Origin of the sequence: Brevundimonas huaxiensis (assembly GCF_014218725.1) — a bacterium.
Lineage (GTDB): Bacteria > Pseudomonadota > Alphaproteobacteria > Caulobacterales > Caulobacteraceae > Brevundimonas > Brevundimonas huaxiensis.
In genome coordinates, this window is record NZ_JABBJE010000003.1 from 59215 (window position 1) to 80029 (window position 20815).

The 20815-nt window shown below is 66.1% G+C and carries 23 protein-coding genes; 21 read left to right on the forward strand and 2 right to left on the reverse strand.

The features are described from left to right. The first annotated feature begins 30 nt into the window (after positions 1 to 30). From HF680_RS07580 to HF680_RS07590, 3 genes are read left to right on the forward strand one after another with little or no spacing between them, the layout of a single operon-like run. Entirely contained in the window at positions 31 to 576 is a 546-nt protein-coding gene (locus HF680_RS07580; protein WP_185224619.1) for a DUF1285 domain-containing protein, read from the forward strand. Then, positions 573 to 1235 (forward strand): CoA pyrophosphatase, encoded by a 663-nt coding sequence (locus tag HF680_RS07585; protein WP_185224620.1) that lies wholly within the window; start codon positions 573 to 575, stop codon positions 1233 to 1235. The genes HF680_RS07580 and HF680_RS07585 overlap by 4 nt, the downstream gene beginning before the upstream one ends. Then, positions 1232 to 2446 carry a CCA tRNA nucleotidyltransferase gene (locus HF680_RS07590; RefSeq protein WP_185224621.1) on the forward strand — a complete coding sequence of 405 codons (1215 nt, stop codon included), beginning with the start codon at positions 1232 to 1234 and terminating at the stop codon, positions 2444 to 2446. Before HF680_RS07585 ends, HF680_RS07590 begins: the two co-directional genes overlap by 4 nt. On the opposite strand, the gene HF680_RS07595 is transcribed toward HF680_RS07590, so the two are convergent. Next, positions 2421 to 3377 (reverse strand): endonuclease/exonuclease/phosphatase family protein, encoded by a 957-nt coding sequence (locus HF680_RS07595; RefSeq protein WP_185224622.1) that lies wholly within the window; start codon positions 3375 to 3377, stop codon positions 2421 to 2423. The two genes, HF680_RS07590 and HF680_RS07595, sit on opposite strands and share 26 nt — an antisense overlap. Before the next feature lie 68 nt (positions 3378 to 3445). Here HF680_RS07595 and HF680_RS07600 point away from each other — a divergent pair, with 68 nt between their 5' ends. The 17 genes from HF680_RS07600 to HF680_RS07680 all read left to right on the forward strand — a co-directional run bounded on the left by HF680_RS07600 (position 3446) and on the right by HF680_RS07680 (position 17247). After that, positions 3446 to 3907 (forward strand): DUF4112 domain-containing protein, encoded by a 462-nt coding sequence (locus tag HF680_RS07600; RefSeq protein ID WP_045810151.1) that lies wholly within the window; start codon positions 3446 to 3448, stop codon positions 3905 to 3907. A gap of 143 nt (positions 3908 to 4050) precedes the next feature. Then, complete coding sequence (locus HF680_RS16160; protein WP_185224623.1) at positions 4051 to 5487, forward strand: DUF2793 domain-containing protein; 1437 nt, start codon at positions 4051 to 4053, stop codon at positions 5485 to 5487. Then, entirely contained in the window at positions 5484 to 5639 is a 156-nt protein-coding gene (locus HF680_RS07610; protein ID WP_185224624.1) for a hypothetical protein, read from the forward strand. The genes HF680_RS16160 and HF680_RS07610 overlap by 4 nt, the downstream gene beginning before the upstream one ends. Next, positions 5636 to 5905, forward strand: coding sequence for a hypothetical protein (locus tag HF680_RS07615; protein ID WP_185224625.1), 270 nt, complete (start codon positions 5636 to 5638; stop codon positions 5903 to 5905). The genes HF680_RS07610 and HF680_RS07615 overlap by 4 nt, the downstream gene beginning before the upstream one ends. A gap of 100 nt (positions 5906 to 6005) precedes the next feature. After that, complete coding sequence (locus HF680_RS07620) at positions 6006 to 6311, forward strand: M15 family metallopeptidase (RefSeq protein WP_235968892.1); 306 nt, start codon at positions 6006 to 6008, stop codon at positions 6309 to 6311. Continuing rightward, a complete protein-coding gene (locus HF680_RS07625) occupies positions 6281 to 6760 on the forward strand; it encodes a hypothetical protein (RefSeq protein ID WP_185224626.1) in 480 nt (159 codons plus the stop codon). The genes HF680_RS07620 and HF680_RS07625 overlap by 31 nt, the downstream gene beginning before the upstream one ends. Then, positions 6711 to 6902 carry a hypothetical protein gene (locus HF680_RS07630; protein WP_185224627.1) on the forward strand — a complete coding sequence of 64 codons (192 nt, stop codon included), beginning with the start codon at positions 6711 to 6713 and terminating at the stop codon, positions 6900 to 6902. Before HF680_RS07625 ends, HF680_RS07630 begins: the two co-directional genes overlap by 50 nt. A 218-nt stretch (positions 6903 to 7120) precedes the next feature. Continuing rightward, complete coding sequence (locus HF680_RS07635) at positions 7121 to 8056, forward strand: flagellin (RefSeq protein ID WP_185224628.1); 936 nt, start codon at positions 7121 to 7123, stop codon at positions 8054 to 8056. Between the two features lie 236 nt (positions 8057 to 8292). After that, on the forward strand, positions 8293 to 9192 hold the full coding sequence (locus tag HF680_RS07640) for a flagellin (RefSeq protein WP_185224629.1): 900 nt from the start codon (positions 8293 to 8295) through the stop codon (positions 9190 to 9192). Positions 9193 to 9298: 106 nt separating this feature from the next. Then, entirely contained in the window at positions 9299 to 10201 is a 903-nt protein-coding gene (locus tag HF680_RS07645) for a flagellin N-terminal helical domain-containing protein (protein ID WP_185224630.1), read from the forward strand. Between the two features lie 84 nt (positions 10202 to 10285). Beyond that, a complete protein-coding gene (locus HF680_RS07650) occupies positions 10286 to 10567 on the forward strand; it encodes a hypothetical protein (RefSeq protein WP_205196138.1) in 282 nt (93 codons plus the stop codon). Between the two features lie 135 nt (positions 10568 to 10702). Then, a complete protein-coding gene (locus HF680_RS07655) occupies positions 10703 to 11569 on the forward strand; it encodes a flagellin (protein WP_185224631.1) in 867 nt (288 codons plus the stop codon). 60 nt (positions 11570 to 11629) lie between these two features. Then, a complete protein-coding gene (locus tag HF680_RS07660) occupies positions 11630 to 14338 on the forward strand; it encodes a glycoside hydrolase family protein (RefSeq protein ID WP_185224632.1) in 2709 nt (902 codons plus the stop codon). An 81-nt stretch (positions 14339 to 14419) separates the two neighbouring features. Then, the gene (locus HF680_RS07665) at positions 14420 to 15091 is read left to right on the forward strand and encodes a hypothetical protein (protein ID WP_185224633.1); all 672 of its coding nucleotides are present in this window, start codon (positions 14420 to 14422) and stop codon (positions 15089 to 15091) included. After that, positions 15091 to 15513, forward strand: a complete 423-nt coding sequence (locus tag HF680_RS07670; protein ID WP_185224634.1) for a hypothetical protein — start codon at positions 15091 to 15093, stop codon at positions 15511 to 15513. The genes HF680_RS07665 and HF680_RS07670 overlap by 1 nt, the downstream gene beginning before the upstream one ends. A gap of 168 nt (positions 15514 to 15681) precedes the next feature. Further along, the gene (gene ssb, locus HF680_RS07675; protein WP_185224635.1) at positions 15682 to 16194 is read left to right on the forward strand and encodes a single-stranded DNA-binding protein; all 513 of its coding nucleotides are present in this window, start codon (positions 15682 to 15684) and stop codon (positions 16192 to 16194) included. 114 nt (positions 16195 to 16308) lie between these two features. Continuing rightward, on the forward strand, positions 16309 to 17247 hold the full coding sequence (locus tag HF680_RS07680; RefSeq protein ID WP_045810202.1) for a DMT family transporter: 939 nt from the start codon (positions 16309 to 16311) through the stop codon (positions 17245 to 17247). Between the two features lie 85 nt (positions 17248 to 17332). Here HF680_RS07680 and HF680_RS07685 read toward each other — a convergent pair whose 3' ends face one another. Continuing rightward, positions 17333 to 17908, reverse strand: coding sequence for a superoxide dismutase family protein (locus tag HF680_RS07685; protein WP_045810201.1), 576 nt, complete (start codon positions 17906 to 17908; stop codon positions 17333 to 17335). A 122-nt stretch (positions 17909 to 18030) separates the two neighbouring features. Here HF680_RS07685 and gyrA point away from each other — a divergent pair, with 122 nt between their 5' ends. Next, the gene (gene gyrA, locus HF680_RS07690; protein ID WP_185224636.1) at positions 18031 to 20808 is read left to right on the forward strand and encodes a DNA gyrase subunit A; all 2778 of its coding nucleotides are present in this window, start codon (positions 18031 to 18033) and stop codon (positions 20806 to 20808) included. Positions 20809 to 20815 lie beyond the last annotated feature (7 nt).

The window sequence follows — 20815 nt, forward strand, 5'->3', positions numbered from 1 at the left end:
TGCGCGGTTCGCGGGGCCTAAGTCAGAGGGATGGACAATCCCAAGTCAGGACTGAACGCCGTCGCCGAGGCGGCCAAACAGGCGCCCGGCAAGGGGCTGCCGCCGGTCCACCTGTGGCATCCCGAGCATTGCGGCGACATCGATATCGTTATCCGGGCGGACGGTGTCTGGATGCATGAAGGCTCGCCCATTGGCCGCAAGGAACTGGTGCGACTGTTCTCGACGGTGCTGAGGAAGGACCCGGACGGCTATCACCTGGTCACGCCGGTCGAAAAGCTGAAGATCGCCGTCGAGGACTTGCCGTTCCAGGCTGTCGCGATGCGCAGGGAAGGCGACGCCCTGATTTTCACCACCGATGTCGGTGATGAGGTGAGGGCCGGCGAAGACGATCCCATCGTCGTTGAAACCGATCCGACGACGGGCGAGCCGGCGCCGCGCATCCATGTGCGCCGCGATCTGTGGGCGCGCATCGCGCGGTCGGTCTTCTATGAAATGGTCGAGATGGCCCAAGAGGTCGATGGACGACTGGTCGTTCGGTCGGGCGGCCAGATCTTCTCCTTGGGCGCGGTGACGTGAGACTGGAGACCTTGAAGGCCCGGCTGGTCGATCGGCTGGCGCCGGTCGAGACGTGGCGGCCTGAACTGGTCGCGGCGCGGTCCGATTTCGACCTGAACCCGCAAGCGGCACGGACGGCCAAGGAGCTTCGGCCGGCGGCGGTGCTGATCCCCATCGTGGCGCGGCCCGAGGGGGCGACGGTGCTGCTCACGCGGCGCGCGGACACCCTGGCGCGGCACACGGGGCAGATCGCCTTCCCGGGCGGTCGGCTCGACCCCGGCGAGACCGCAGTTCAGGCGGCGCTGCGCGAAGCGGACGAAGAGGTGGCGCTGGACCCGTCGGCGGTCGAGGTGCTGGGCCTGTCGGACGCCTATGAGACGGGGACCGGATTTCTTGTCACGCCGGTGATCGGTTGGTTGCGCGAGGCGCCGGTCACCACGCCGTCGCCGGACGAGGTCGCCGAGGTGTTCGAGACGCCGTGGGATTTTCTGATGGACGCCGCCAACCATCGTCGCGACTTTTACGATCTGGATGAAGGCTTGCGGCGCTGGTTCTGGGCCATGCCTTGGGGTGAGCGCTACATCTGGGGCGTGACGGCGGGGATTTTAAAGGCGTTGCACGTGCGGCTTTATGGCGACGAGGCTGCGCCAGACGCGGCGGCCGACGAGGATGCGGCATGAGCGTCTCTGTGAAGGGACAGCCCTGGCTGGAAAGCCAGGCGACGCGGGCGGTGATGCGGGCGCTGGAAACGGCGGGCGGTGCGGGCTGCGCGCGGTTCGTGGGCGGCTGCGTGAGGAACAGTCTGTTGGGTCAGCAGGTCGACGACATCGACATCGCCACGCGCTTGCGGCCCGAACAGACCATGGCGGCGCTGAAGGCGGCGGGGTTGAAAGCCGTGCCGACGGGCGTCGAGCACGGCACGGTGACGGGCGTGTCGGAGCGGCGTCCCTATGAGATCACGACCCTGCGTCGCGATGTGGAGACGGATGGACGCCGCGCAGTGGTCGCCTTCACCGAGGACTGGGCCGAGGATGCGGCGCGGCGGGATTTTCGTCTGAACGCCCTTTACGCCGATGCGGCAGGGACGGTGTTCGATCCGACCGGCGGCGGGCTGGAGGATGCGGCGGCGGGGCGCATCGTTTTCGTCGGCGAGGCGGAGACGCGCATCCGCGAGGACTATTTACGTATCCTGCGCTTCTTCCGGTTCTACGCCTGGTACGGGCGGGGTGAGCCAGACGCGGCCGGGCTGGCGGCGTGCGCGGCGCTGAAGGGCGGCATGGCGCAGTTGTCGGCCGAGCGGGTGTCCAAAGAGGTGTTGAAACTGCTGGCGGCGCCCGACCCGCGTGCGGCGGTGCGGGCGATGGCCGAGACCGGCGCGCTGGCCCAGGTGCTGCCGCAGGCCCAGCCGCTGGCGCTGTTCGAGGCGATGTGTGACCTGACTGACGATCCGGTAATGCGGTTGTCGGCCTTGCTGCCCGCAGATGCGGCGGGGGTGACAGAGCTCGCAGGTGGTTTGAGATTGTCGAACGCGGTGCGAGATCGGTTGGCGGCGGCGGTCGCGGATAGGCCTGCCGTTTGGCCGACCATGAGCGACGCCGAGGCGCGCGCGGCGATCTATAGGCTGGGGCGCAGGACGTTCGAGGATCGGCTTATGCGCGCCGAGGCTGCTGGAGGGGGCGATGGCGCGCGGCTGCGGGCGCTGGCTGCCGACTGGACGCCGCCCAAGATGCCGGTCGGGGGGCGCGATCTGGCGCGTCTGGGCCTGAAGCCAGGGCCGGAGACAGGGCGGGTGTTGAAGGCGTTCGAGGACGGTTGGGTCGCTGACGACTTCCCTGGCGAGGGGCATGAGGGGCGGCTGAAGACCCTTATCGCGGCGGCTGAGCGCGGGTGAACTCGGTGACGACGGGGCGGTGATCGGATCCCGTCGGCTCGCCCAGGCGGCGCGTGATCAGGGCCAGATCCGGCGAACGATAGACCTGGTCGATGGTGATGCCGGCGAGGGCGGGGATCTGACTGGGCCAGGTGCCGGGCCAGCCGGGCGCAGGGATCAGGCCCAGGTCGGACTGGATTTGTTTGCCGATGCGGGCGCTGAAGACGCTGTTGAAATCCCCGGCGGCGATGACGGGATGCTCTGGCGCGGCCTTCATCCGCTCGGCCAAGGCCATGACCTGGCTGATCTGACCCCACTGATATTGATAGGGCCAGGGCCGCGTCAGGTGGACGCCGAAGACGTTGATCGGGCCGATGGGCGTCTGGACCGTCGCGCCCACGGCGCTAAGGCCGTCGGGACGCTCGGGCAGGCCTTGCAGGATCGGATAGCGCGAAGCGATGATCGAGCGCGCGTGGTCGCCGGCGCGCGCCTGGCCGATCAGGACGCGGTGAGGATAGTCCGGCAGCAACTGGTCCAGCCGCGACGCCGGCGCCTGCCCCAACTCGACCAGCACCAGGATGTCGGCGTCGGCCGCCGCGATGGACCGGCGCATGGCTGCGACATCGGTGTTGAACACATAGAGATTGGCCGAATAGACCCGCACGATCGGCTGGTCTGGAACGGGCACGCCCTTCATCGGCGTCCATTGCGGCCAGACCGACAGGGTCAGCACCACGCACGCCAATCCACCGACGATTGAGGCCGGCCATAGGCGAAAGAGCAGACAGCCCACGGTCACGCCCACGGCCGCCAGCAACACCGGCGATGTGAACTGCGCCAGGATATCCACCCAGCGATGGCCGATGCCGCTGAGCGCCGCCATGCCGAATGCCGCCAAGCCCAGCAGCAGGGCGCTCGCCGTCACATTCGCCGCCAGCTTTATCAGGGTCATCGAAGACGTATCTCTCGGATTGAACAGGACGCCTCGCCCAGCGTTAAGGCGACGCTTTGGAGGGCGACATGGCCAGACGGTCGATCCGGGATATCGAGAACATCTGGTCCAATGTCGAGGGCGTCAAGAAACTCTCGGACCGGGTCATCGGCATCGGCCCGTTCGGCATGGGACTGGACGCCATGCTGACCTGGGTGCCGATCGTCGGCACGGCCTATACGGTCGGGACGGGCGGCTGGCTGATGCTTCAGGCCGTGCGGGCCAAGGCGACGCCGGCGACCCTGGCGCGCATGGGGGCCTATATGGCCATCGACACCGCCACCGGGACGGTGCCGATCGCAGGCGACATCGTCGACACCTTCTTTCCCGGACAGTTGATGGCGGCGCGGGCGCTGCAAAAGCACATCGAAAGCACCCACTGGGTCGAGGACACCGAGGCCAATGCGCGCGCCACTGGCGACCACGAGATGCACGAGGCCCGCGTGCAGAACGACAAGACGCTGAAGCGGATCATCTATCTGCACGATTGAGATGCGCTGGCTGAGGCGGCTTAGCCAGCGTTTTCTCCGCAACAAATCTGCCTGAAATCAAGGACCTGATCCAAATGACCGACCGTCTCCCGGCCTGAGGAAGCGCTGCGCCCAGACTGATCTCCACGACAACGGAGAGAAGAATGAGCGACGATTTCAGCGCGCGTCTGAACCTGCCTTATCTAGCGGCGGGACAGATGCAGAAGCATGTGACCCTGAATACGGCCCTGACCCGGCTGGACGCCCTGTTGCAGACGGCGGTGGTCAGTCGCACGACGGCGATCCAGCCGGCCGATGCGTCGGACGGCGATCTTTATATCCTACTGGAAGAGGCCGAAGGCGCGGCCTGGGCCGGGCGGCCGGCCGGCGCCCTAGTGCGGTTCGAGGGCGGCGGCTGGACCACCGTGACGACGCCGGACGGCATGATCGCCTGTGTTCTGGACGAAGGCGTCGTGGTGGTGCGGGCCGATGATGGCTGGGTCGCGCTGGGGCAGCGACTGGGCGAGGTGCAGGGCCTGACGCGGCTGGGTCTCGGGACGTCCGCCGACGAAGCCAATCCCTTGGCGGCCAAGATCAACGCCGCCCTGTTCACGGCGCGCGGCGAGGAGGAAGGCGGCGACGGCGATCTTCGCCTGACCCTGAACAAGGCGAAGGCGGGCGATGTCCTGTCGCTGCTGTTTCAGAGCGGATACGCCGCTCGCGCAGAGTTGGGTCTGATCGGCGACGATGATCTGAGCCTCAAGGCCTGCGATGACGCCGGGACATGGCGCTCGGTGTGGCGCGTGGATCGCGCGACGGGGCGTATCGGCTTCGATCAAGGCGCGATCCGGCGCGAGACGACGCTGTTCACCAGCGATGACGACTATGCCCTGCCGGCTTGGGCGCGTTGGGTCGAGGCGACCTGCGTGGGCGGCGGCGGCGGCGGGGCCGCAGGATTGGCGGGTCCGGCTGGCGCCCCACGCCTCGGTGGCGGCGGAGGCGGCGCCGGCGGGCTGAGCCTCGCGCGATGGTCGGCGGACGATCTGGAGGGCGTCCTGTCGGTCACGGTCGGCGCCGGCGGGATCAGCGGCGTTTCGGGCGGCGATAGCGAGGTCGCGATGGGGGGCACGGTGTTGCTGCGCGCGACGGGCGGGGCCGCAGGCGGTTCTGGCGTCGGTGGAGCAGGCGGTATCGGCCAACGGCTCGCCAACTCCGGCGGCAGCTCTTCGACAACCGCAACGGCGACAATGGGCTCAGAAACCCTTTGCTCGGACGGGCCGGGCGGCGGCGGGGCAGGGGGCGGTCTGAGTGCAGCGGATGTCGCCTATGCCGGAGGCGCGGGCGGTGTGGGCGGCTGGTCGGGCCTTCGCGCGGCCGGCGGCGTCGCGGGCGTTGCGGGACAGGCCTCGCCCAAGCCGCTGTTGTCGATCGTCGGAGGAGGCGGCGGGGGCGGCGACGCATTAGCGAGCGGCGCGGGCGGCCCCGGCGGCTCAGGCGCGCTGTTCGGGGCCGGGGGCGGGGGAGGCGGCGCGGGCCTGACCTTCGGCGGCCAAGGCGGTTCGGGCGCTTCGGGGGCGGTTCTGATCACGGTCGTCGGATGAGCCGGCGCGGATATCCGGTTGAGCCGGTCGAAGTGCTGGAGGCCGAGGCGTGGGAAGCGCCCGACAGCCTCAGCGACGGGGAATGGCGCGCCCAGTTCGGCTGGGACGGCCGCTGCGCCGTCGAAACCTATGACGAGGAGGACGAACGATGACCCGACACAAACAGGGTGCGATCCCCTTGGCGGAGGGGCGGTGGCTGTTTCGTCGCCTCTACGTCTTCGCCGTCAGCACGGGGTTGTGGGTGCTGTTGATGCGCACGGTCGGGCGGATGCCGCCTGAGATGCTGCCCCGGATCACGGACGGGCTGATGGGCCTGCTGGCCTTGATCCTGGTGCTCTATCTGGTGGCGCCGACCGCTCAGCAGTTGATCACCCTGATCGCCACAACGCGGCTGCGGATCAGCGGAGGCCGACCATGAGCTTTCGTCTGTCTACTCGGTCGCGTGCGCGGCTGATCGGCGTGCTCCGGCCCTGACTGCGGTGGTTGAGGGGGCCATCACCCGCACGCCGGTGGATTTCATGATCACCGAGGGACTGCGCACGGCTGAACGTCAGAACGCCCTGATCAAGGCCGGGGCCAGCCGCACGACGCGCTCGCGCCATCTGACGGGCCACGCCGTCGATGTCGCCGCCTTGGTCGAAGGCCAGGTGCGATGGGACTGGCCGCTGTATGGCCGGATCGCCCAGGCGTTCAAGGCGGCGGCGCTGGATCTGAAGACGCCGCTGATCTGGGGCGGCGACTGGAAGACGCTGCGGGACGGTCCGCATTTCGAGCTGGATCGAAAGGCCTTTCCATGTGCGCCGGATCAATACTGCGGGCGGTGACGCCGCTCGGCTGGTTGGCGGCCGCTGCTGCAGCGTTGGCGCTGGGGGTCATGCTGCTGGGCGGGCTCGGCTTTCGCTGGGATCCGCTGAACTTGCAGCACAAGCGTCTGGAGGCCGCCCGCACCCAGGCGCAAGATGCGACCGCCGTGGCGGCGGCGCAGGCCGACGCCCGGCGGATTGAAACCGAAGGCGCGGCGGCTCAGGCCCAGCGCGTCGACCACTATCACCACATGACGGGGACGGCGGACCGGGCGACCACGGCCGCCGTCGCCCAGGCCAGGAGCGCCGTCGATGCCGATCAATCCTTGGAGACGCGCCGCGCTGATCGCCTGCGCGACCATGACGGCCAACTGTGCCGCATCGCCCCCGCTCTCGACGGTTGCGCCGGCGCGGCTGGTCTTGCCGGAGGCGGCGATACGCCCGTGCACGCTGGCGACCCTGCCGGCTGAACCCACGGCCGGCGATCTGGACGCGGCCTATGTGCTGTGCGGCGCCCAGATCGTCGCCTGCGACGGGGCGCGGCGGCTGGCGATCGAGACCCTGTTGGCCGAACGCGCGATGCAGGACGCGCAGGTGCGACGCCGCGACTGACGCCCTGCAAAAACGACTCGGCAACTTCTGCCGCCTGGTGTGCAGGCTTGCCGGGTCGTTTCGCAAACCGTCGAGATAAGTTCAATGAAATCAGTGTCGACGTCTGGCTGACATCGCCTTTCGGACTGGCCCCGCCCTTGCTCTCCTGAAGACCGAGCAAAACGCTCCTGACGCCAAAATGGCGTCGGACATCACACGAAGTGAACAGGAAAGCCAAAATGGCTACGAGCATCAATACGAACTACGGCGCAGCTGTCGCCCTGCAAAACCTCAATGCGACCAACGCTATGTTGGAGCGCACGCAAAACCGTGTCTCGACGGGCCTGAAGGTGGGCTCGGCCAAGGACAACGGCGCGATCTACGCCATCGCAACGAGCCAACGCGCCGAGATGGGCGCTCAAGACGCTGTGCGTCAGTCGCTGCAACGTGGCCAGTCCATCGTCGATGTCGCCTTGGCAGCCGGCGATACAGTGACGGCCGGGTTGAACGAACTCAAGAGCATCGCCGTCGCCTTGGCTGATGCTCCGAAAACCTATGACGCCGCCGGCGCCGTCACGGGCTTGGGCGAGAGCGGCAAGAAGTTGGTCGCCGATTTCGAAGCTATCGTGAAGGAAATCCACTCCGCCTTGGCCAACGCCAATTTCGACGGGGCGAATGCTTTCAAGAAGCAGACCAATGATCTGAAGGTCACGACCAACACGGGCGCGGCCAATAACACTTTCACCCTGAAGTTGGCGGTGGATACGGCGGCCGCCGACGGCCTCGCTTTCGGCGCAACCGCCGGCACCGCCGGCGCGGCGGGAACCTTCAACCAGGCCACGGGGGCTTGGGCGGCCAAGGCGAACGCGACGACCGGCGCTACGCCCTCTGCTCTCGCCGATTATTCTGTGACTAATGTCGAGGCGGCGATAACGTCCTTCTCGTCCACGCTTGCGGATCTCGGCACCAAGTCGAAGTCGCTGGATCGCCAGTTGACGTTCGTCAACAAGCTTCAAGATTCCTTGGAAACCGGCATCGGCAATCTGGTCGACGCCGATCTGGCCAAGGAAAGCGCCAAGCTGACTGCGTTGCAAACCAAGCAGCAGCTGGGGGTTCAGGCCTTGTCGATCGCCAACTCGTCCAGCCAAATCCTGATGAGCCTGTTCCGCAACTGATCGCTGGGTCGATTTTGCCGGGTGTCCCGCAACAATCCAGACCTTGCTTCGAAACGTCGGCGGACCACGCCGAGCCGCACAGGAGGTTTATCGACGATTAACCATGCAGAACAACGATTTGGACACCCCTAGGGTCCAAACATGACACTCGGAAAAATTTTCCGATCAGACCGAGCAAAATGCTCCCTTCGGCAAAACGCCGTCGGCCCTTTATGAAATGAAGAAGGACAGCCAAAATGGCTAACAGCATCAATACCAACGGCGGCGCCCTGGTCGCGCTGCAAACTCTGAATGCGACCAATAAGGCGCTGGAGACCACTCAAAGCCGCGTGAACACCGGCCTTAAAGTCTCTTCGGCCAAGGACAATGGCGCCATCTTCGCCATCGCCACCTCCCAGCGTGCAGAAATGGGCGCTCAGGATGCGGTGCGTCAGTCGCTTCAACGCGGTCAATCCATCGTCGACGTCGCTCTGGCGGCCGGCGATACGGTGACCAGCGCCCTGAACGAACTGAAGAGCCTCGCTGTTGCTATCCAAGACGACCGAGGCAACTCTGCTACGCCGCCAGACGACTTCAGCGAAACCGGCAAAAAGCTGGTCGCGGACTTCGAAGCTGTCGTGAAGGAAATTCACTCGGCTCTGGGTGGGGCGAAGTTCGATGGCGTCAATCTGTTCGACGCCATCGCAGCAGACACAGCCGGCGTTTCGGTCACGACGAATACGGCCGGGGGCAAGTTCTTCCTGAGAGGTCAAGCAGCGACGGGGGCACCTGCCGTGGCGTCGGCTGGTTCAAGCCTGGTGTTCGGCGGCACCGTAACGGGCAGCGCTTGGACAGCTGCGGCGGCCTACAGCGGCAAAAAGACGGCCTACACGGCGTCCAACGTCGAGACAGCCATCAACAGCTTCGCTTCGACCCTTGCCGATCTCGGTACGAAGTCGAAGTCGCTGGATCGTCAGATGACCTTCGTCAACAAGCTGCAAGACTCGCTGGAATCCGGCGTGGGCAATCTGGTGGACGCCGACCTGGCCAAGGAAAGCGCCAAGCTGACCGCCCTGCAAACCAAGCAACAGCTTGGCGTGCAGGCGCTGTCGATCGCCAACTCGTCCAGCTCCATCCTGTTGAGCCTGTTCCGCTAGTAAAACCGGCGGGGTTCCGGCCCCGCCCATATTTCTATCCCCGAGCAAAATGCTCCCTTCGGCAAAACGCCGTCGGCCCTTTATGAAATGAAGAAGGACAGCCAAAATGGCTAACAGCATCAATACCAACGGCGGCGCCCTGGTCGCGCTGCAAACTCTGAATGCGACCAATAAGGCGCTGGAGACCACTCAAAGCCGCGTAAACACCGGCCTGAAAGTCTCTTCGGCCAAGGACAATGGCGCCATCTTCGCCATCGCCACCTCCCAGCGTGCAGAAATGGGCGCTCAGGATGCGGTGCGTCAGTCGCTTCAACGCGGTCAATCCATCGTCGACGTCGCTCTGGCAGCCGGCGATACGGTGACCAGCGCCCTGAACGAACTGAAGAGCCTCGCTGTTGCAATCCAAGACGACCGAGGCAACTCTACTACGCCGCCAAACGACTTCAGCGAAACCGGCAAAAAGCTGGTCGCGGACTTCGAAGCTGTCGTGAAGGAAATTCACTCGGCTCTGGGTGGGGCGAAGTTCGATGGCGTCAATCTGTTCGACGCCATCGCAGCAGGTGCAGCCGGCGTTTCGGTTACGACGAACACGTCCAGCGGCAAGTTCTTCCTGAGAGGTGAAGCGGCGGGGGGAACAGCCAACCCTGTAGCATCGGCCGGTTCAAGCCTGTTGTTCGGCGGCACCGTAACGGGCAGCGCTTGGACAGCTGCGGCGGCCTACGACGACAAAAAGACTGCCTACACGGCGTCCAACGTCGAGACGGCCATCAACAGCTTCGCTTCGACCCTTGCCGATCTCGGTACGAAGTCGAAGTCGCTAGATCGCCAGCTGACCTTTGTCAACAAGCTGCAAGACTCGCTGGAATCCGGCGTGGGCAATCTGGTGGACGCCGACCTGGCCAAGGAAAGCGCCAAGCTGACCGCCCTGCAAACCAAGCAACAGCTTGGCGTGCAGGCGTTGTCGATCGCCAACTCGTCCAGCCAGATCCTGCTGGGCCTGTTCCGCTAAGACGCGCAGCCGGAGCGGTTTCGCGACCGCTCCGGCTGATCGTTCGTTTCTCTAGAGGGCGCAGGACGACCTGCGCGGGGAGCCATGACAGACCATGTCGCCAGATCAGTAAGCTTACCCCAAATTCCTTCCGTCGTTGCTGTCGCAGTTGAGCCGCCAGCGCCGCCACCGGCCGCCAAGAACGACAACCACGACGCCAGCCGCTTTCGACTGACCATCGAGGCCGTGGGCGACAACCGCTTCGTCTATAAGGTCCTGGATCGGGTGACGGGGGAGGTGGTCCGCCAGTTGCCGCGTGAGGATGTCGAAAAACTGTATCGCGATCCGACCTATCGCGGAGGCCGTCTGGTCGATACCGCCGTCTGACGACAGGCGAGGGCTCACACTCCTTGACGCCGCCGGCTTGCCGGGCGGCGCGATCATGGTTTCCGGCGCGTTAACCATGTGATTACGACTCATGGTTAATCCTGTAGCCCACAGAACGTCCGGGGGCTTGAAGCCATGACCACCAGCATCCACACCAACACCTCGGCGATGATCGCCTTGCAGAATCTAAATCGCACCAACGACCAGTTGGCGGCGACGCAGAGCCGGGTGAACACGGGGCTGAAGGTTCAGGGCGCGCGCGACAACGCTGCGGTCTGGGCGGTGGCTCAGGGGCAGCGCGCCGACCGGGGATCGCTCGAAGCTGTCACCACCAGCCTGAAGCGCGCGACGTCCATCGCCGACGTGTCGCTGGCGGCCGGCGAGCAAATCTCGGACATCCTGCTCGAGTTGAAGCAGAAGGCGACCGCAGCGGCGGACCCGAGCGCCAGCGATGCGACGCGCAAATCGTATGACCAGGAGTTCCAATCGCTTCTGTTGTCGATTCAGTCTTTTGCAGACAACGCTATTTTCGATGGTGAGAACATTCTTGCGGGGCGCACTGATGGCGCGACACCTCCTGCGCCGCTCGGGGACCTGAACTTTATCGCTAGTGCGGACGGCCAGGAAAATATTCAGCTGAAGCGTCAGAACCTGACACTTTCAGGCTTGGGGCTTGCGGCCACCCCCTCCGCCGCCGCGCCGAGTCTACTGATTGAGGCCGACGCCAAGGCTGCGCTGACTCGGATTGACACGGCGATCGCGACCTCAAATTCCCGTCTTTCCGAACTGGGCGCCCAGTCCAAGCAGATCGAGCGCCACACCACCTATGTCGGCAAGCTGTCGGACGCGCTGGAAGCCGGCATCGGCAATCTGGTCGACGCGGACCTGGCCAAGGAAAGCGCCCGCCTTCAGGCCCTGCAGGTCCAGCAGCAACTCGGCGTTCAGGCCTTGTCGATCGCCAACCAGGCGCCGCAGGTCATCCTGTCGCTGTTCAAGGGCTGATCGGACAGCTTAACGGTTCCTTATCGACGCCCGCCGCACGATAGAGTCGGAGCCGTCTGAATGATCAACAACAGCTATCTGCTGGGTCTTTTCGGAACGACGACGGGGACGTCGTCGTCAGGCGCCGCCACGACCGCCAGCCCGGCCGTCAAAACCAAGAAGACCCAACCGACGGCCCCCTGGTCGTCCACGGCGACACCGGCGAAGGCCAGCGATCTGGTCCGTGCGGCCCTGGGCGGCCGTCGCCTGATCGACGAGGGCAATGTCAGCCTGGATCTGGCCGGCGCTTCCACCGACTACCGCAAGATGTTCGCCCTGTATCAGGGCCTGAACACGCTGGGCGCTTTGGCCGACCGTGCTGGCGTCAAGGGGCTGAGCGCGTCGGAAGCGGCCTTGGTGTCCAAGCGCTTCGGCGAAGGCCTGGCCGAATTATCGACCTATCTGAGCACCGCCAGTTTCGAAGACATGCGGTTGGTGCAGGGCGTGGCCCAGACCTCGGTCAAGAGCACCTATGCGCTGGAACGGGCGCCGACCAGTTTCGTCACCGCCCCCATCCACGACGGCGACCCCACCGCCTCGGTTAAGGCGTTCGAGGGCGACGTGAAGTTCTCCGTGACCGTCAAGACGGCGGCCGGGGAGCAGGCGATCGCCATGGACTTGTCCGAGATGGGTGCGACCGATCGGTCGTTGGCCAATGTCACCGCCTATATGAACGGCAAGCTGGAGGACGCGGGTGTCGCGACGCGCATCAGCGCTCAGTTGATCCCCGCCGAGCCCAAGACGGTCAAAAGCGGGACCAAGACCATCACCCTGCCTGCCGGACCGGATCAGTGGGCGTTGAAGGTCAATGGCGGGACCGGCGAAGCCATCAGCTTCCAGGCCGTCGACACCTCCGACGCCGTCTATGTGACGCAAGGGGTCGGCAAGACCGGCACGGCGGGCCAACTGCTGAAGTTCCAGGCCGACGGCGGCGCGGCGCCGGCCGCCCAGCAGGGCGTCGACGATCCGTTCTGGGTCGAGGGCAGGGTGGGGCACGCCGACCTGCCCAATGGCGTGGCTGCGGTTAAGGCTAGCGCCGTGGCCCCGGACGGCTCCGTCTGGGTCGTCGCCGAACTGACGGCGGGCGACGCCAGTCAACCGATCAAGGGCGCGCGCGATGTCGCCCTGATGAAATACGATTCCGCCGGCAATCTGATGCAGACCAAGCTGCTCGGCGCCGCCTCCAGCGCCAATGGCTTCTCCATCGCTATCGACGACGACGGCCGGATCGCCCTGGCCGGATCGGTGACCGGGGCGCTGGAACCGGGCAAGAGCGGCGACAACGCGTCCGTGGCCGACAGTTTCGTCTCGGTGTTCGACAGTTCGGGGCAGGAGTTGTGGACCCAGCGGCGCGGGGCCAAGGCGGCCGATGAGGCGACCGAGGTTCGCTTCGGCGCCGACGGCATGGTCTATGTCGCCGGACGGTCGAAGTCGGCCATGCCGGGCAATGCGGCCCTGGGCGGCTGGGATTCCTATCTTCAGGCCTTCCAGGAAAAGCCGATCAAGATCAACGGCCCGGACGTGGGCGTAAACGTCGCGACCGTGCAGTTCGGCACCAGCGGCGACGATTCCGTTCAGGCCATGACCGTGTCAGGAAACGACCTCTACACGGCGGGCGTCGAGAACGGGAAGGCGGTCTTGCGACGCTTCACCCTGGACGCCGATGGCGTACCGAGCCTGGCTTCGACGCGTGACCTTGGCTACGCCAGCGGCGCGATCGCCGGCATATCGGTCGAGAACGGCAAGGTCGTCGTGACCGGCCATACCGAGAACACCGCCCTCGATATCGCCACGGTGACCAACGCCCATGCCGGCGGCAGCGACGTCTTCATCGCCACCTTGTCGACGAACCTTCAGGCGTCGGGAAGCGACCAACTGACCTATTTCGGCGGGGCGGGCGCGGACACCGCCGCCGACGTCGCCATCAAGGACGGAAAGGTCTGGATTACCGGCACGAACCGGGCAGAAGGCGCCGGCAAGGACGACCCCACATCCGGCTATCTGGCCAAGATCGATCTCGCCACCGGCCAGGTTCAATCGAACCGAACCTGGCGCGCGGACGGCGATCAGGCCAGGCCGACCAGCCTGAGCTTCGCAGCGGGCGGCGCCAGCGTTCTCGACCGCCTCGGCCTGCCTCAGGGGCAGATCATGCAGGCGGACTCCAAGCTGCTGACCGTCGCCACCTCGGCTCGCGTCGGCGATCAGTTTTCGATCAGCCCTGCAGCCGGCGGCCGCGCCGTGACCGTGACCATCGACGCCAAGGACACGCTGGAAAGCCTGGCCAAGAAGATCAACGCCGCCTCTGGCCGTCAGTTGGAAGCCAAGGTCATCACCGATCTGAAGGCCAAGCCCATCGTCCAGCGGCTGGAAATCAAGACGGCGGCCAACAAGGACGGCGCCGTCATAACCGCCGGGGCGATCGGCAAGGACGCCCTGAGCGCGCTGGGCCTGACGCCCGGCTTCGTCGGTCCGGTGAAGCCGGACAAGGACGCGATCAAGACCTATGGGCTGAACCTGTCGAACAAGCTGAACCTGAACGATCCGGCCTCGATCAAGGCGGCCATCGATTCGCTGGCCCAGGCGATGACAGCGGTCCGGTCCTCCTACCGCGCCTTGGCGCCGTCGACCGGCGGCATAACCAACACCCAGACCGGCAACGGCTCTTCGACCGCCTACCAGCAGACGCAACTGGCCAACTATCAGGCTGCGCTGAGCCGCCTGACGGCCTGATTGGGGTCGTGACCGGTCAAGGCGGTTGACGCCCGAGGCCGGGTCGGAGTTATTGACCTCCTCATCCGCGAAAGCCCGTTCATGGCCCTTCCGAAAGACAACCGCGTCATCCTGTTGGTCGGCGCCGGCGTGGCGATCGTCATCGCCGTCGTGCTCGCCCTGATCTTTACGGGCGGCGACGACAAGACGACGGAAGCGCCGCCGGCGTCCAAGGGCGGCTTGGTCGTCAATCTGGCCGAGGCGCCCACGCTGGAGCCGACGCGGGAACTGCGCTGCTTCGTCGACGGGCAGTTCGTCGGCATGGCGACCCTGGCGGTCTGCGCTCAGCGCAATGGCCTGGCGACGGACGCTCTGGACGTCGGGCTGGACGCCACGGGCGCCTTGGCCGCCGCCCCGACGGCCGCCTTCGCTCCGCCGCCCGAACTGCCTAAGGTCGAGATGGCCGAAACCCCGCCGCCGGCCTCCGTCGAACAGACGCCTGCGCCGCGCGCCATGCCCGTGGCCAGCGGTAGCCCGTGCCTGCGCCACACCGGCTCCGACTGGCGCACCCTGTCGCCGAACATGAGCCTGAATGCCTGTGTTCAGGCGCTCTACGCCGGAACCTGCGTCGGGCCGGGCGACGCCCAATACGGCCGTTGGGGCGACACGACCCTGCGTCTGGTGCCGCGCCGGGTGGAACAGTCCAATGACAACAACCGTTTCAGGACCCTGGCCGAGCAGGATCGCAACTGCCAATTCACGGGAATGAACTGATGCGTTTCGTCGCTCTCGCCGCCATCGCCGGGACCGCTCTGCTGGGCGCCTGCTCCAACGAACCCAAATATGAGTTCGCCGAGGGCGCATGCTACTTCGTGGCGACGCCGGACAATGCGCCGCCACGCCTGCAGAAAATCGCCGACAACCAGCCCCAGCTCGAACAATGCGCCGCGCGGCTGGAGGAGATGCGTCTGCGCTTCCTGCGCATGGGTGGATCGAACCAGGAAATCGCCGGCGCCTATCAGGGCCGTTTCATCTTCGTGGACCGCGAGGGGGTCAAGATCGGCAAGAGCCTGAACGGCAGCCGCTTCTTCGCCATGGCCCGCACCGGCGACGGCCGTCTTGCCATCCCCGGCGCCATCCAGCGCGACGATACGGGCCGTCCCATCGCCATCGCAGCCGATCCCGCCGCCAAGTAAGGCTTGCGCGACCAGAACGAAAGTGGAACATTGGTTGACGCTTATCCACTGATTTAGCGGGTTTGCTGTCGAAAGGGCTGGCGATGAGCCGTCGCCCCGGTCAGACATCGGACTGAATTGACGGGGGCGGGCGAAGTCGTCGCCGCCTCACACGAGAAGGAAGTTTCCATGGCGGGCAGCGTCAACAAGGTCATTTTGGTCGGCAATCTTGGGCGCGACCCCGAGATCCGCTCCATGCCCAATGGCGACCGCATCGCCAACCTGTCCATCGCCACCTCGGAAACCTGGCGCGACAAGTCCTCGGGCGAGCGCAAGGAAAAGACCGAATGGCACCGGGTCGTCATCTTCAACGACAACATCGTCAAGGTGGTCGAGAACTATGTGAAGAAGGGCTCGACCGTCTATATCGAGGGCGCGCTCCAGACCCGCAAATGGACCGACCAGCAGGGCGTCGAGAAATATTCGACCGAGATCGTGGTCAGCCGCTTCAAGGGTGAATTGACGATGCTGGGCGGCCGTTCGGAAGGCGGCTCGTCGGTCGGCGATTACGGCGGCGGCGGTGGCGGCTACGGCGGTGGTCGCGGCGATGACGACTATTCCTCGGGCTTTTCCACTGGCGGCGCCAACAAGCCGAGCGGCCCCAAGGAAAGCTACGACCTGAACGACGACATCCCGTTCTGAGGCAGTCTGACTTGGCGATCGCTGCAGGCGGTCGCCAAGCCGGATTTCTGAGCGGAAACCTGAGGTCATCCAAATTGAGCCGACGCGGCGGTCGGGTCGTGCCATAGGGCGGTTATGACCGACGTGCATTCCGAAGTTGCGCATGCGCCCGCACCCCTGCCCAAGAGGCCTCACGCCCTGACGGGGCTGGAGATCGCCGCTATTGTGGCGATCATCGTGGTGTGGGGCGTCAACAACGCCGGGGCCAAACTGGCGACGCAGGAGCTGTCGCCGCTGCTGGTCGGGGCCATCCGTTTCGGCATCGCCACCGCCTGTCTGATCGCCTTTGTACGGCCGCCTTTCCCGGACTGGAAGAGCCTGATGCTGATCGTCATCATCGGCGGGCCCATCCAGTACGGCCTGGCCTACACGGCCTACTGGCTGGCGACCGACGTCAGCCCGGTGACCGTGGCCAACCAGTTGTGGATCCCCTTCACCACCCTGTTCGCCTTCCTGATCCTGGGCGAGCGGCTGTCCAAGGCGGCCCTGGTCGGCATGGGCGTGGCCTTCGTCGGGGTGGCCTGGATGACGCTGGACGCCCATGCGCTGCAGGACTGGAAGGCCATTCTGGTCGCCATCGCGGCCGGCGCGGCCTGGGGCGTGACGACGGTGGTCGCGCGTCGCACCACCTCCATCCCGCCGTTGAAGATGCAGGGTCTGCTGGCGCTGGGGGCCTTTCCCGTCATGGCCTTCGGCTCGGCGGTATTCGAGCATGGCCAGTGGGAGGCGGTGAAGAACGCCACGCCCATGGTCTGGGCCTCGTTGCTGTGGGCGGGCGTGGTGTCGTCCGTGCTGGCCACCACCCTGCTGTTCTGGCTGGTCCAGCGGCGCGAGGCGGGGCGGGTGACGCCCTATCTGCTGGTCACGCCCGTGGTGTCGATGTTCATCGGCTGGAGCTTCATGGGCGACATCCTGACGCCGCAGATTCTGACGGGATCGGCCATCACCATGGGCGGGGTCGCCCTTGTGGCCCTGGCGGAACGGGGCTTGCGCGCCGGCGCCGCCAAGGCTTGATCTGTTCCTGATCGTTGGCTGATGTCACATGAAAAAAGCTCGCTGAACGCTGTCCAGCGGGCCATCTTCCGTACCGCAGAAAGACTTAGCTAGCGCTGAGCGCCGCGCAGGCCACCCGGTCGCCGGCGCCGCCGATGGGCTGGGTCGAATGGTCGTCGGGGTTGGCGTGGATGATGATGGCCGAGCCGTCGGCGTCCCACAGCCATTGGCCGGGGCCTTCGGACGAGATCCTCGCGCGGGTCGTGAACAGTTCGGCGTTCACCTTGCCGTCCGCACCGGCCCAGACGTTGGGAAGGTCGCCGTCGTCCGGCCCGGCGGCGTTCAGCAGGCCGTGCGGGGCCTTGGGCTCGCCGTGGTTGATGTGGGCCCCGGACGAGGTGAAGGGGGCGGCGCATTCGCCGGTCGCATGGATGTGGATGCCGTGCCAGCCGGGCGTCAGGCCCGAGGCCTCGATCTTCATCAGCAGGCCGGTCGGTCCCTGGCGCAGGTCGACGCGGCCGATATTGGCGCCGGAGGCGTTGATCAGAACGGCCTGTCCCGTTGCGCCGACGGGCGCGCGTTCAACGGCCGCCTGGGGCGCGTTTCCGGTCGCGGCGCAGGCGGTTGTCAGGGCCAAGGGGGAGGCGAGGAGAAGGGCGGCGGCGAGGCGGGTGGCGCGCATGTCGAAAGTCCTTTCAGAGACGGGCTTTCACGGCGACGTCGCTTTGCCACCGAGGCCCTGGAATGCTAGAAATCGTCACAGCGGATCACGTTCCGATTCCGGCCGCATAAAGCCACGCTTCATTGACCGACGACAGCTACGAAAACGCCGCATCTCCGATCGTTCCGGGAGGCGGCGGCTCCGACATTTCCACGATCACGATCGAGGACGAACTGAAGCGTTCGTACCTCGATTACGCCATGAGCGTGATCGTCTCGCGCGCGCTTCCCGACGCCCGTGACGGGCTGAAGCCGGTTCACCGTCGCATCCTGTACTCGATGCACGACCTGAACATGACGCCCGAGCGCAGCTATTCGAAATGCGCCCGCGTCGTCGGTGACGTGCTGGGCCGGTTCCACCCCCACGGCGACGCCTCGGTCTATATGGCCCTGGTGCGGATGGCGCAGCCGTTCTCGATGGGGCTGATGCTGGTCGACGGCCAGGGCAACTTCGGTTCGGTCGATGGCGATATGCCCGCCTCGATGCGTTACACCGAGGCCCGGATGGCCCCGGCCGCCGTCGCCCTGATGGCCGACATCGACAAGGACACGGTCGATTTCCAGCCGAACTACGACGAGAAGGAGCTGGAGCCGGTCGTCCTGCCGAGCCGGATTCCGAACCTGCTGGTCAACGGCGCGGGCGGCATCGCCGTCGGCATGGCGACCAACATCCCGCCGCACAATCTGGGCGAGGTCGTGGATGCGGCCTTGGCCCTGCTGGATGATCCGAACGTCACCGACGACGCCCTGCTGGACATCGTGCCCGGTCCAGACTTCCCGACCGGCGGCGAGATCATGGGCCGCACCGCCCCGCGCAACGCCTTGCGCGACGGCCGCGGCTCGGTCGTCGTGCGCGGCCGCGCCTCGGTGGAGGAGATCCGCAAGGACCGCGAGGCCATCGTCGTCACCGAACTGCCCTATCAAGTCAACAAACAGACCCTGATCGAGCGCATTGCCGAAATGGTGCGAGAGAAGCGGCTGGAAGGCATTTCCGACGTTCGCGACGAATCCGACCGCCAGGGCATGCGGATCGTGATCGAGCTGAAGCGCGACGCGTCCGGCGACGTCATCCTGAACCAGCTGTGGCGCTATACCGCCATGCAGAGCTCGTTTGGCGTCAACATGCTGGCGCTGAACCACGGCCGGCCCGAGCAGATGGGTCTGCGCCAACTGCTGCAGATCTTCCTCGACTTCCGCGAGGAGGTCGTCGTCCGGCGCGTCAAGTTCGAGCTGAACAAGGCCCGCGACCGCGGCCACGTCCTGGTCGGTCTGGCCGTCGCCGTCGCCAATATCGACGAGGTGATCCACATCATCCGCTCCTCGGCCGATCCGACCGAGGCGCGCGAGCGTCTGCAGGCCAAGGCCTGGCCCGTCGGCGACATGATGGCCCTGGTCGAGCTGATCGCCGATCCGCGCACCGTCATCGTCGAGGGCGACAAGATACGCCTGACCGACGAACAGGCCCGCGCCATCCTGGCCCTTACCCTGTCGCGTCTGACCGGCCTGGGCCGCGACGACATTTTTGGCGAGGCGCATGGCCTGGCCGACACCATCCAGGGCCACCTGACCATCCTGTCGGACCGCAAGAACGTCCTGGCCATCATCCGCGACGACCTGATCGACGTTAAGGATCGGTTCGCCGTGCCGCGCCGCACCCTGATCGGGGAAGGCGATGGCGAGATGGAGGACGAGGACCTGATCCCGCGCGAGGACATGGTCGTCACCGTCACCCACGGCGGCTACGTCAAGCGTGTGGCCTTGAACGCCTATCGGACCCAGCATCGCGGCGGCAAGGGTCGTTCGGGCATGGCGATGAAGGACGAGGACGCCATCACCGGCGTCTTCAGCGCCTCGACCCACACGCCGGTCCTGTTCTTCGCCACCAACGGCAAGGCCTACAAGCTGAAGACCTGGCGCCTGCCGCTGGGCAATCCGCAGTCGCGGGGCAAGGCCTTCGTCAATCTGCTGCCCATCGAGCCGGGCGACAGCATCATGAACGTCCTGCCTCTGCCCGAGGACGAGACGACCTGGGGCGACTACGACATCATGTTCGCCACCTCGAGCGGCGACGTGCGGCGCAACAAGCTGTCGGACTTCGCCACCGTGAACCGCGCCGGCAAGATCGCCATGAAGTTGGAAGGCTCTGACCGTATGGTCGGCGTCGGCCTGTGCACGGCGGACGACGATGTGCTGCTGACGACGGCGCTGGGCCGCGCGATCCGGTTCAAGGCCGACGATGTGCGCGTCTTCAAAGGCCGGGATTCGACCGGCGTCCGGGGCGTGCGCCTGCAGGACGGCGACGAAGTCATCTCCATGGCCATCCTGGGCCGCGTCGACGCCACGCCGGAAGAACGCGCCGCCTACGTCAAACACGCCAACGCCATGCGCAAGGCCCTGGCTGGCGCGGATGCGGAAGAGGATGCGCCTGTTGTCGAGGCCGATGACGAGGCCGCCGGCGACGCCGTTCTCTCGGTCGAGCGGATCGCCGAACTGGGCGCCGCCGAACAGTTCATCCTGACGGTCACTGAAACCGGCTTCGGCAAGCGGTCCTCGGCCTATGAGTATCGTCGTACGGGGCGCGGCGGCCAGGGTCTGACGGCCCACGGCCTGGGCGGTCGCGCCGGCACGCGTCTGGCGGCGGCCTTCCCGGTCGAGGAGACGGACGATCTGTTGCTGGTCACCTCGGGCGGTCAGATGATCCGCACGCGCATCGACCAGGTCCGCATCGTCGGCCGCTCCAGCCAGGGCGTCACTATCTTCCGCACCGGCAAGGACGAGAAGGTCGTCTCGGTCGAACGCCTGCCGGAAAGCGGCGGCGCGGATGACGCCGATGTCGCCGGCGACGAGGGCGGCGAGGCCTGATCCGCCT

What these genes read in the sequence shown, in the direction of transcription:
- ssb (WP_185224635.1), top strand. Translation starts at nt 15,682, where the DNA reads ATGGCGGGCAGCGTCAACAAGGTCATTTTGGTCGGCAATCTTGGGCGC.
- HF680_RS07595 (WP_185224622.1), bottom strand. Translation starts at nt 3,377, where the DNA reads ATGACCCTGATAAAGCTGGCGGCGAATGTGACGGCGAGCGCCCTGCTG.
- HF680_RS07660 (WP_185224632.1), top strand. Translation starts at nt 11,630, where the DNA reads ATGATCAACAACAGCTATCTGCTGGGTCTTTTCGGAACGACGACGGGG.
- HF680_RS07625 (WP_185224626.1), top strand. Translation starts at nt 6,281, where the DNA reads ATGTGCGCCGGATCAATACTGCGGGCGGTGACGCCGCTCGGCTGGTTG.
- HF680_RS07685 (WP_045810201.1), bottom strand. Translation starts at nt 17,908, where the DNA reads ATGCGCGCCACCCGCCTCGCCGCCGCCCTTCTCCTCGCCTCCCCCTTG.
- HF680_RS07645 (WP_185224630.1), top strand. Translation starts at nt 9,299, where the DNA reads ATGGCTAACAGCATCAATACCAACGGCGGCGCCCTGGTCGCGCTGCAA.
- HF680_RS07635 (WP_185224628.1), top strand. Translation starts at nt 7,121, where the DNA reads ATGGCTACGAGCATCAATACGAACTACGGCGCAGCTGTCGCCCTGCAA.
- HF680_RS07655 (WP_185224631.1), top strand. Translation starts at nt 10,703, where the DNA reads ATGACCACCAGCATCCACACCAACACCTCGGCGATGATCGCCTTGCAG.
- HF680_RS07665 (WP_185224633.1), top strand. Translation starts at nt 14,420, where the DNA reads ATGGCCCTTCCGAAAGACAACCGCGTCATCCTGTTGGTCGGCGCCGGC.
- HF680_RS07600 (WP_045810151.1), top strand. Translation starts at nt 3,446, where the DNA reads ATGGCCAGACGGTCGATCCGGGATATCGAGAACATCTGGTCCAATGTC.
- HF680_RS07615 (WP_185224625.1), top strand. Translation starts at nt 5,636, where the DNA reads ATGACCCGACACAAACAGGGTGCGATCCCCTTGGCGGAGGGGCGGTGG.
- HF680_RS07640 (WP_185224629.1), top strand. Translation starts at nt 8,293, where the DNA reads ATGGCTAACAGCATCAATACCAACGGCGGCGCCCTGGTCGCGCTGCAA.
- HF680_RS07620 (WP_235968892.1), top strand. Translation starts at nt 6,006, where the DNA reads ATGATCACCGAGGGACTGCGCACGGCTGAACGTCAGAACGCCCTGATC.
- HF680_RS07590 (WP_185224621.1), top strand. Translation starts at nt 1,232, where the DNA reads ATGAGCGTCTCTGTGAAGGGACAGCCCTGGCTGGAAAGCCAGGCGACG.
- HF680_RS07670 (WP_185224634.1), top strand. Translation starts at nt 15,091, where the DNA reads ATGCGTTTCGTCGCTCTCGCCGCCATCGCCGGGACCGCTCTGCTGGGC.
- HF680_RS16160 (WP_185224623.1), top strand. Translation starts at nt 4,051, where the DNA reads ATGAGCGACGATTTCAGCGCGCGTCTGAACCTGCCTTATCTAGCGGCG.
- HF680_RS07650 (WP_205196138.1), top strand. Translation starts at nt 10,286, where the DNA reads ATGACAGACCATGTCGCCAGATCAGTAAGCTTACCCCAAATTCCTTCC.
- HF680_RS07680 (WP_045810202.1), top strand. Translation starts at nt 16,309, where the DNA reads ATGACCGACGTGCATTCCGAAGTTGCGCATGCGCCCGCACCCCTGCCC.
- HF680_RS07610 (WP_185224624.1), top strand. Translation starts at nt 5,484, where the DNA reads ATGAGCCGGCGCGGATATCCGGTTGAGCCGGTCGAAGTGCTGGAGGCC.
- HF680_RS07580 (WP_185224619.1), top strand. Translation starts at nt 31, where the DNA reads ATGGACAATCCCAAGTCAGGACTGAACGCCGTCGCCGAGGCGGCCAAA.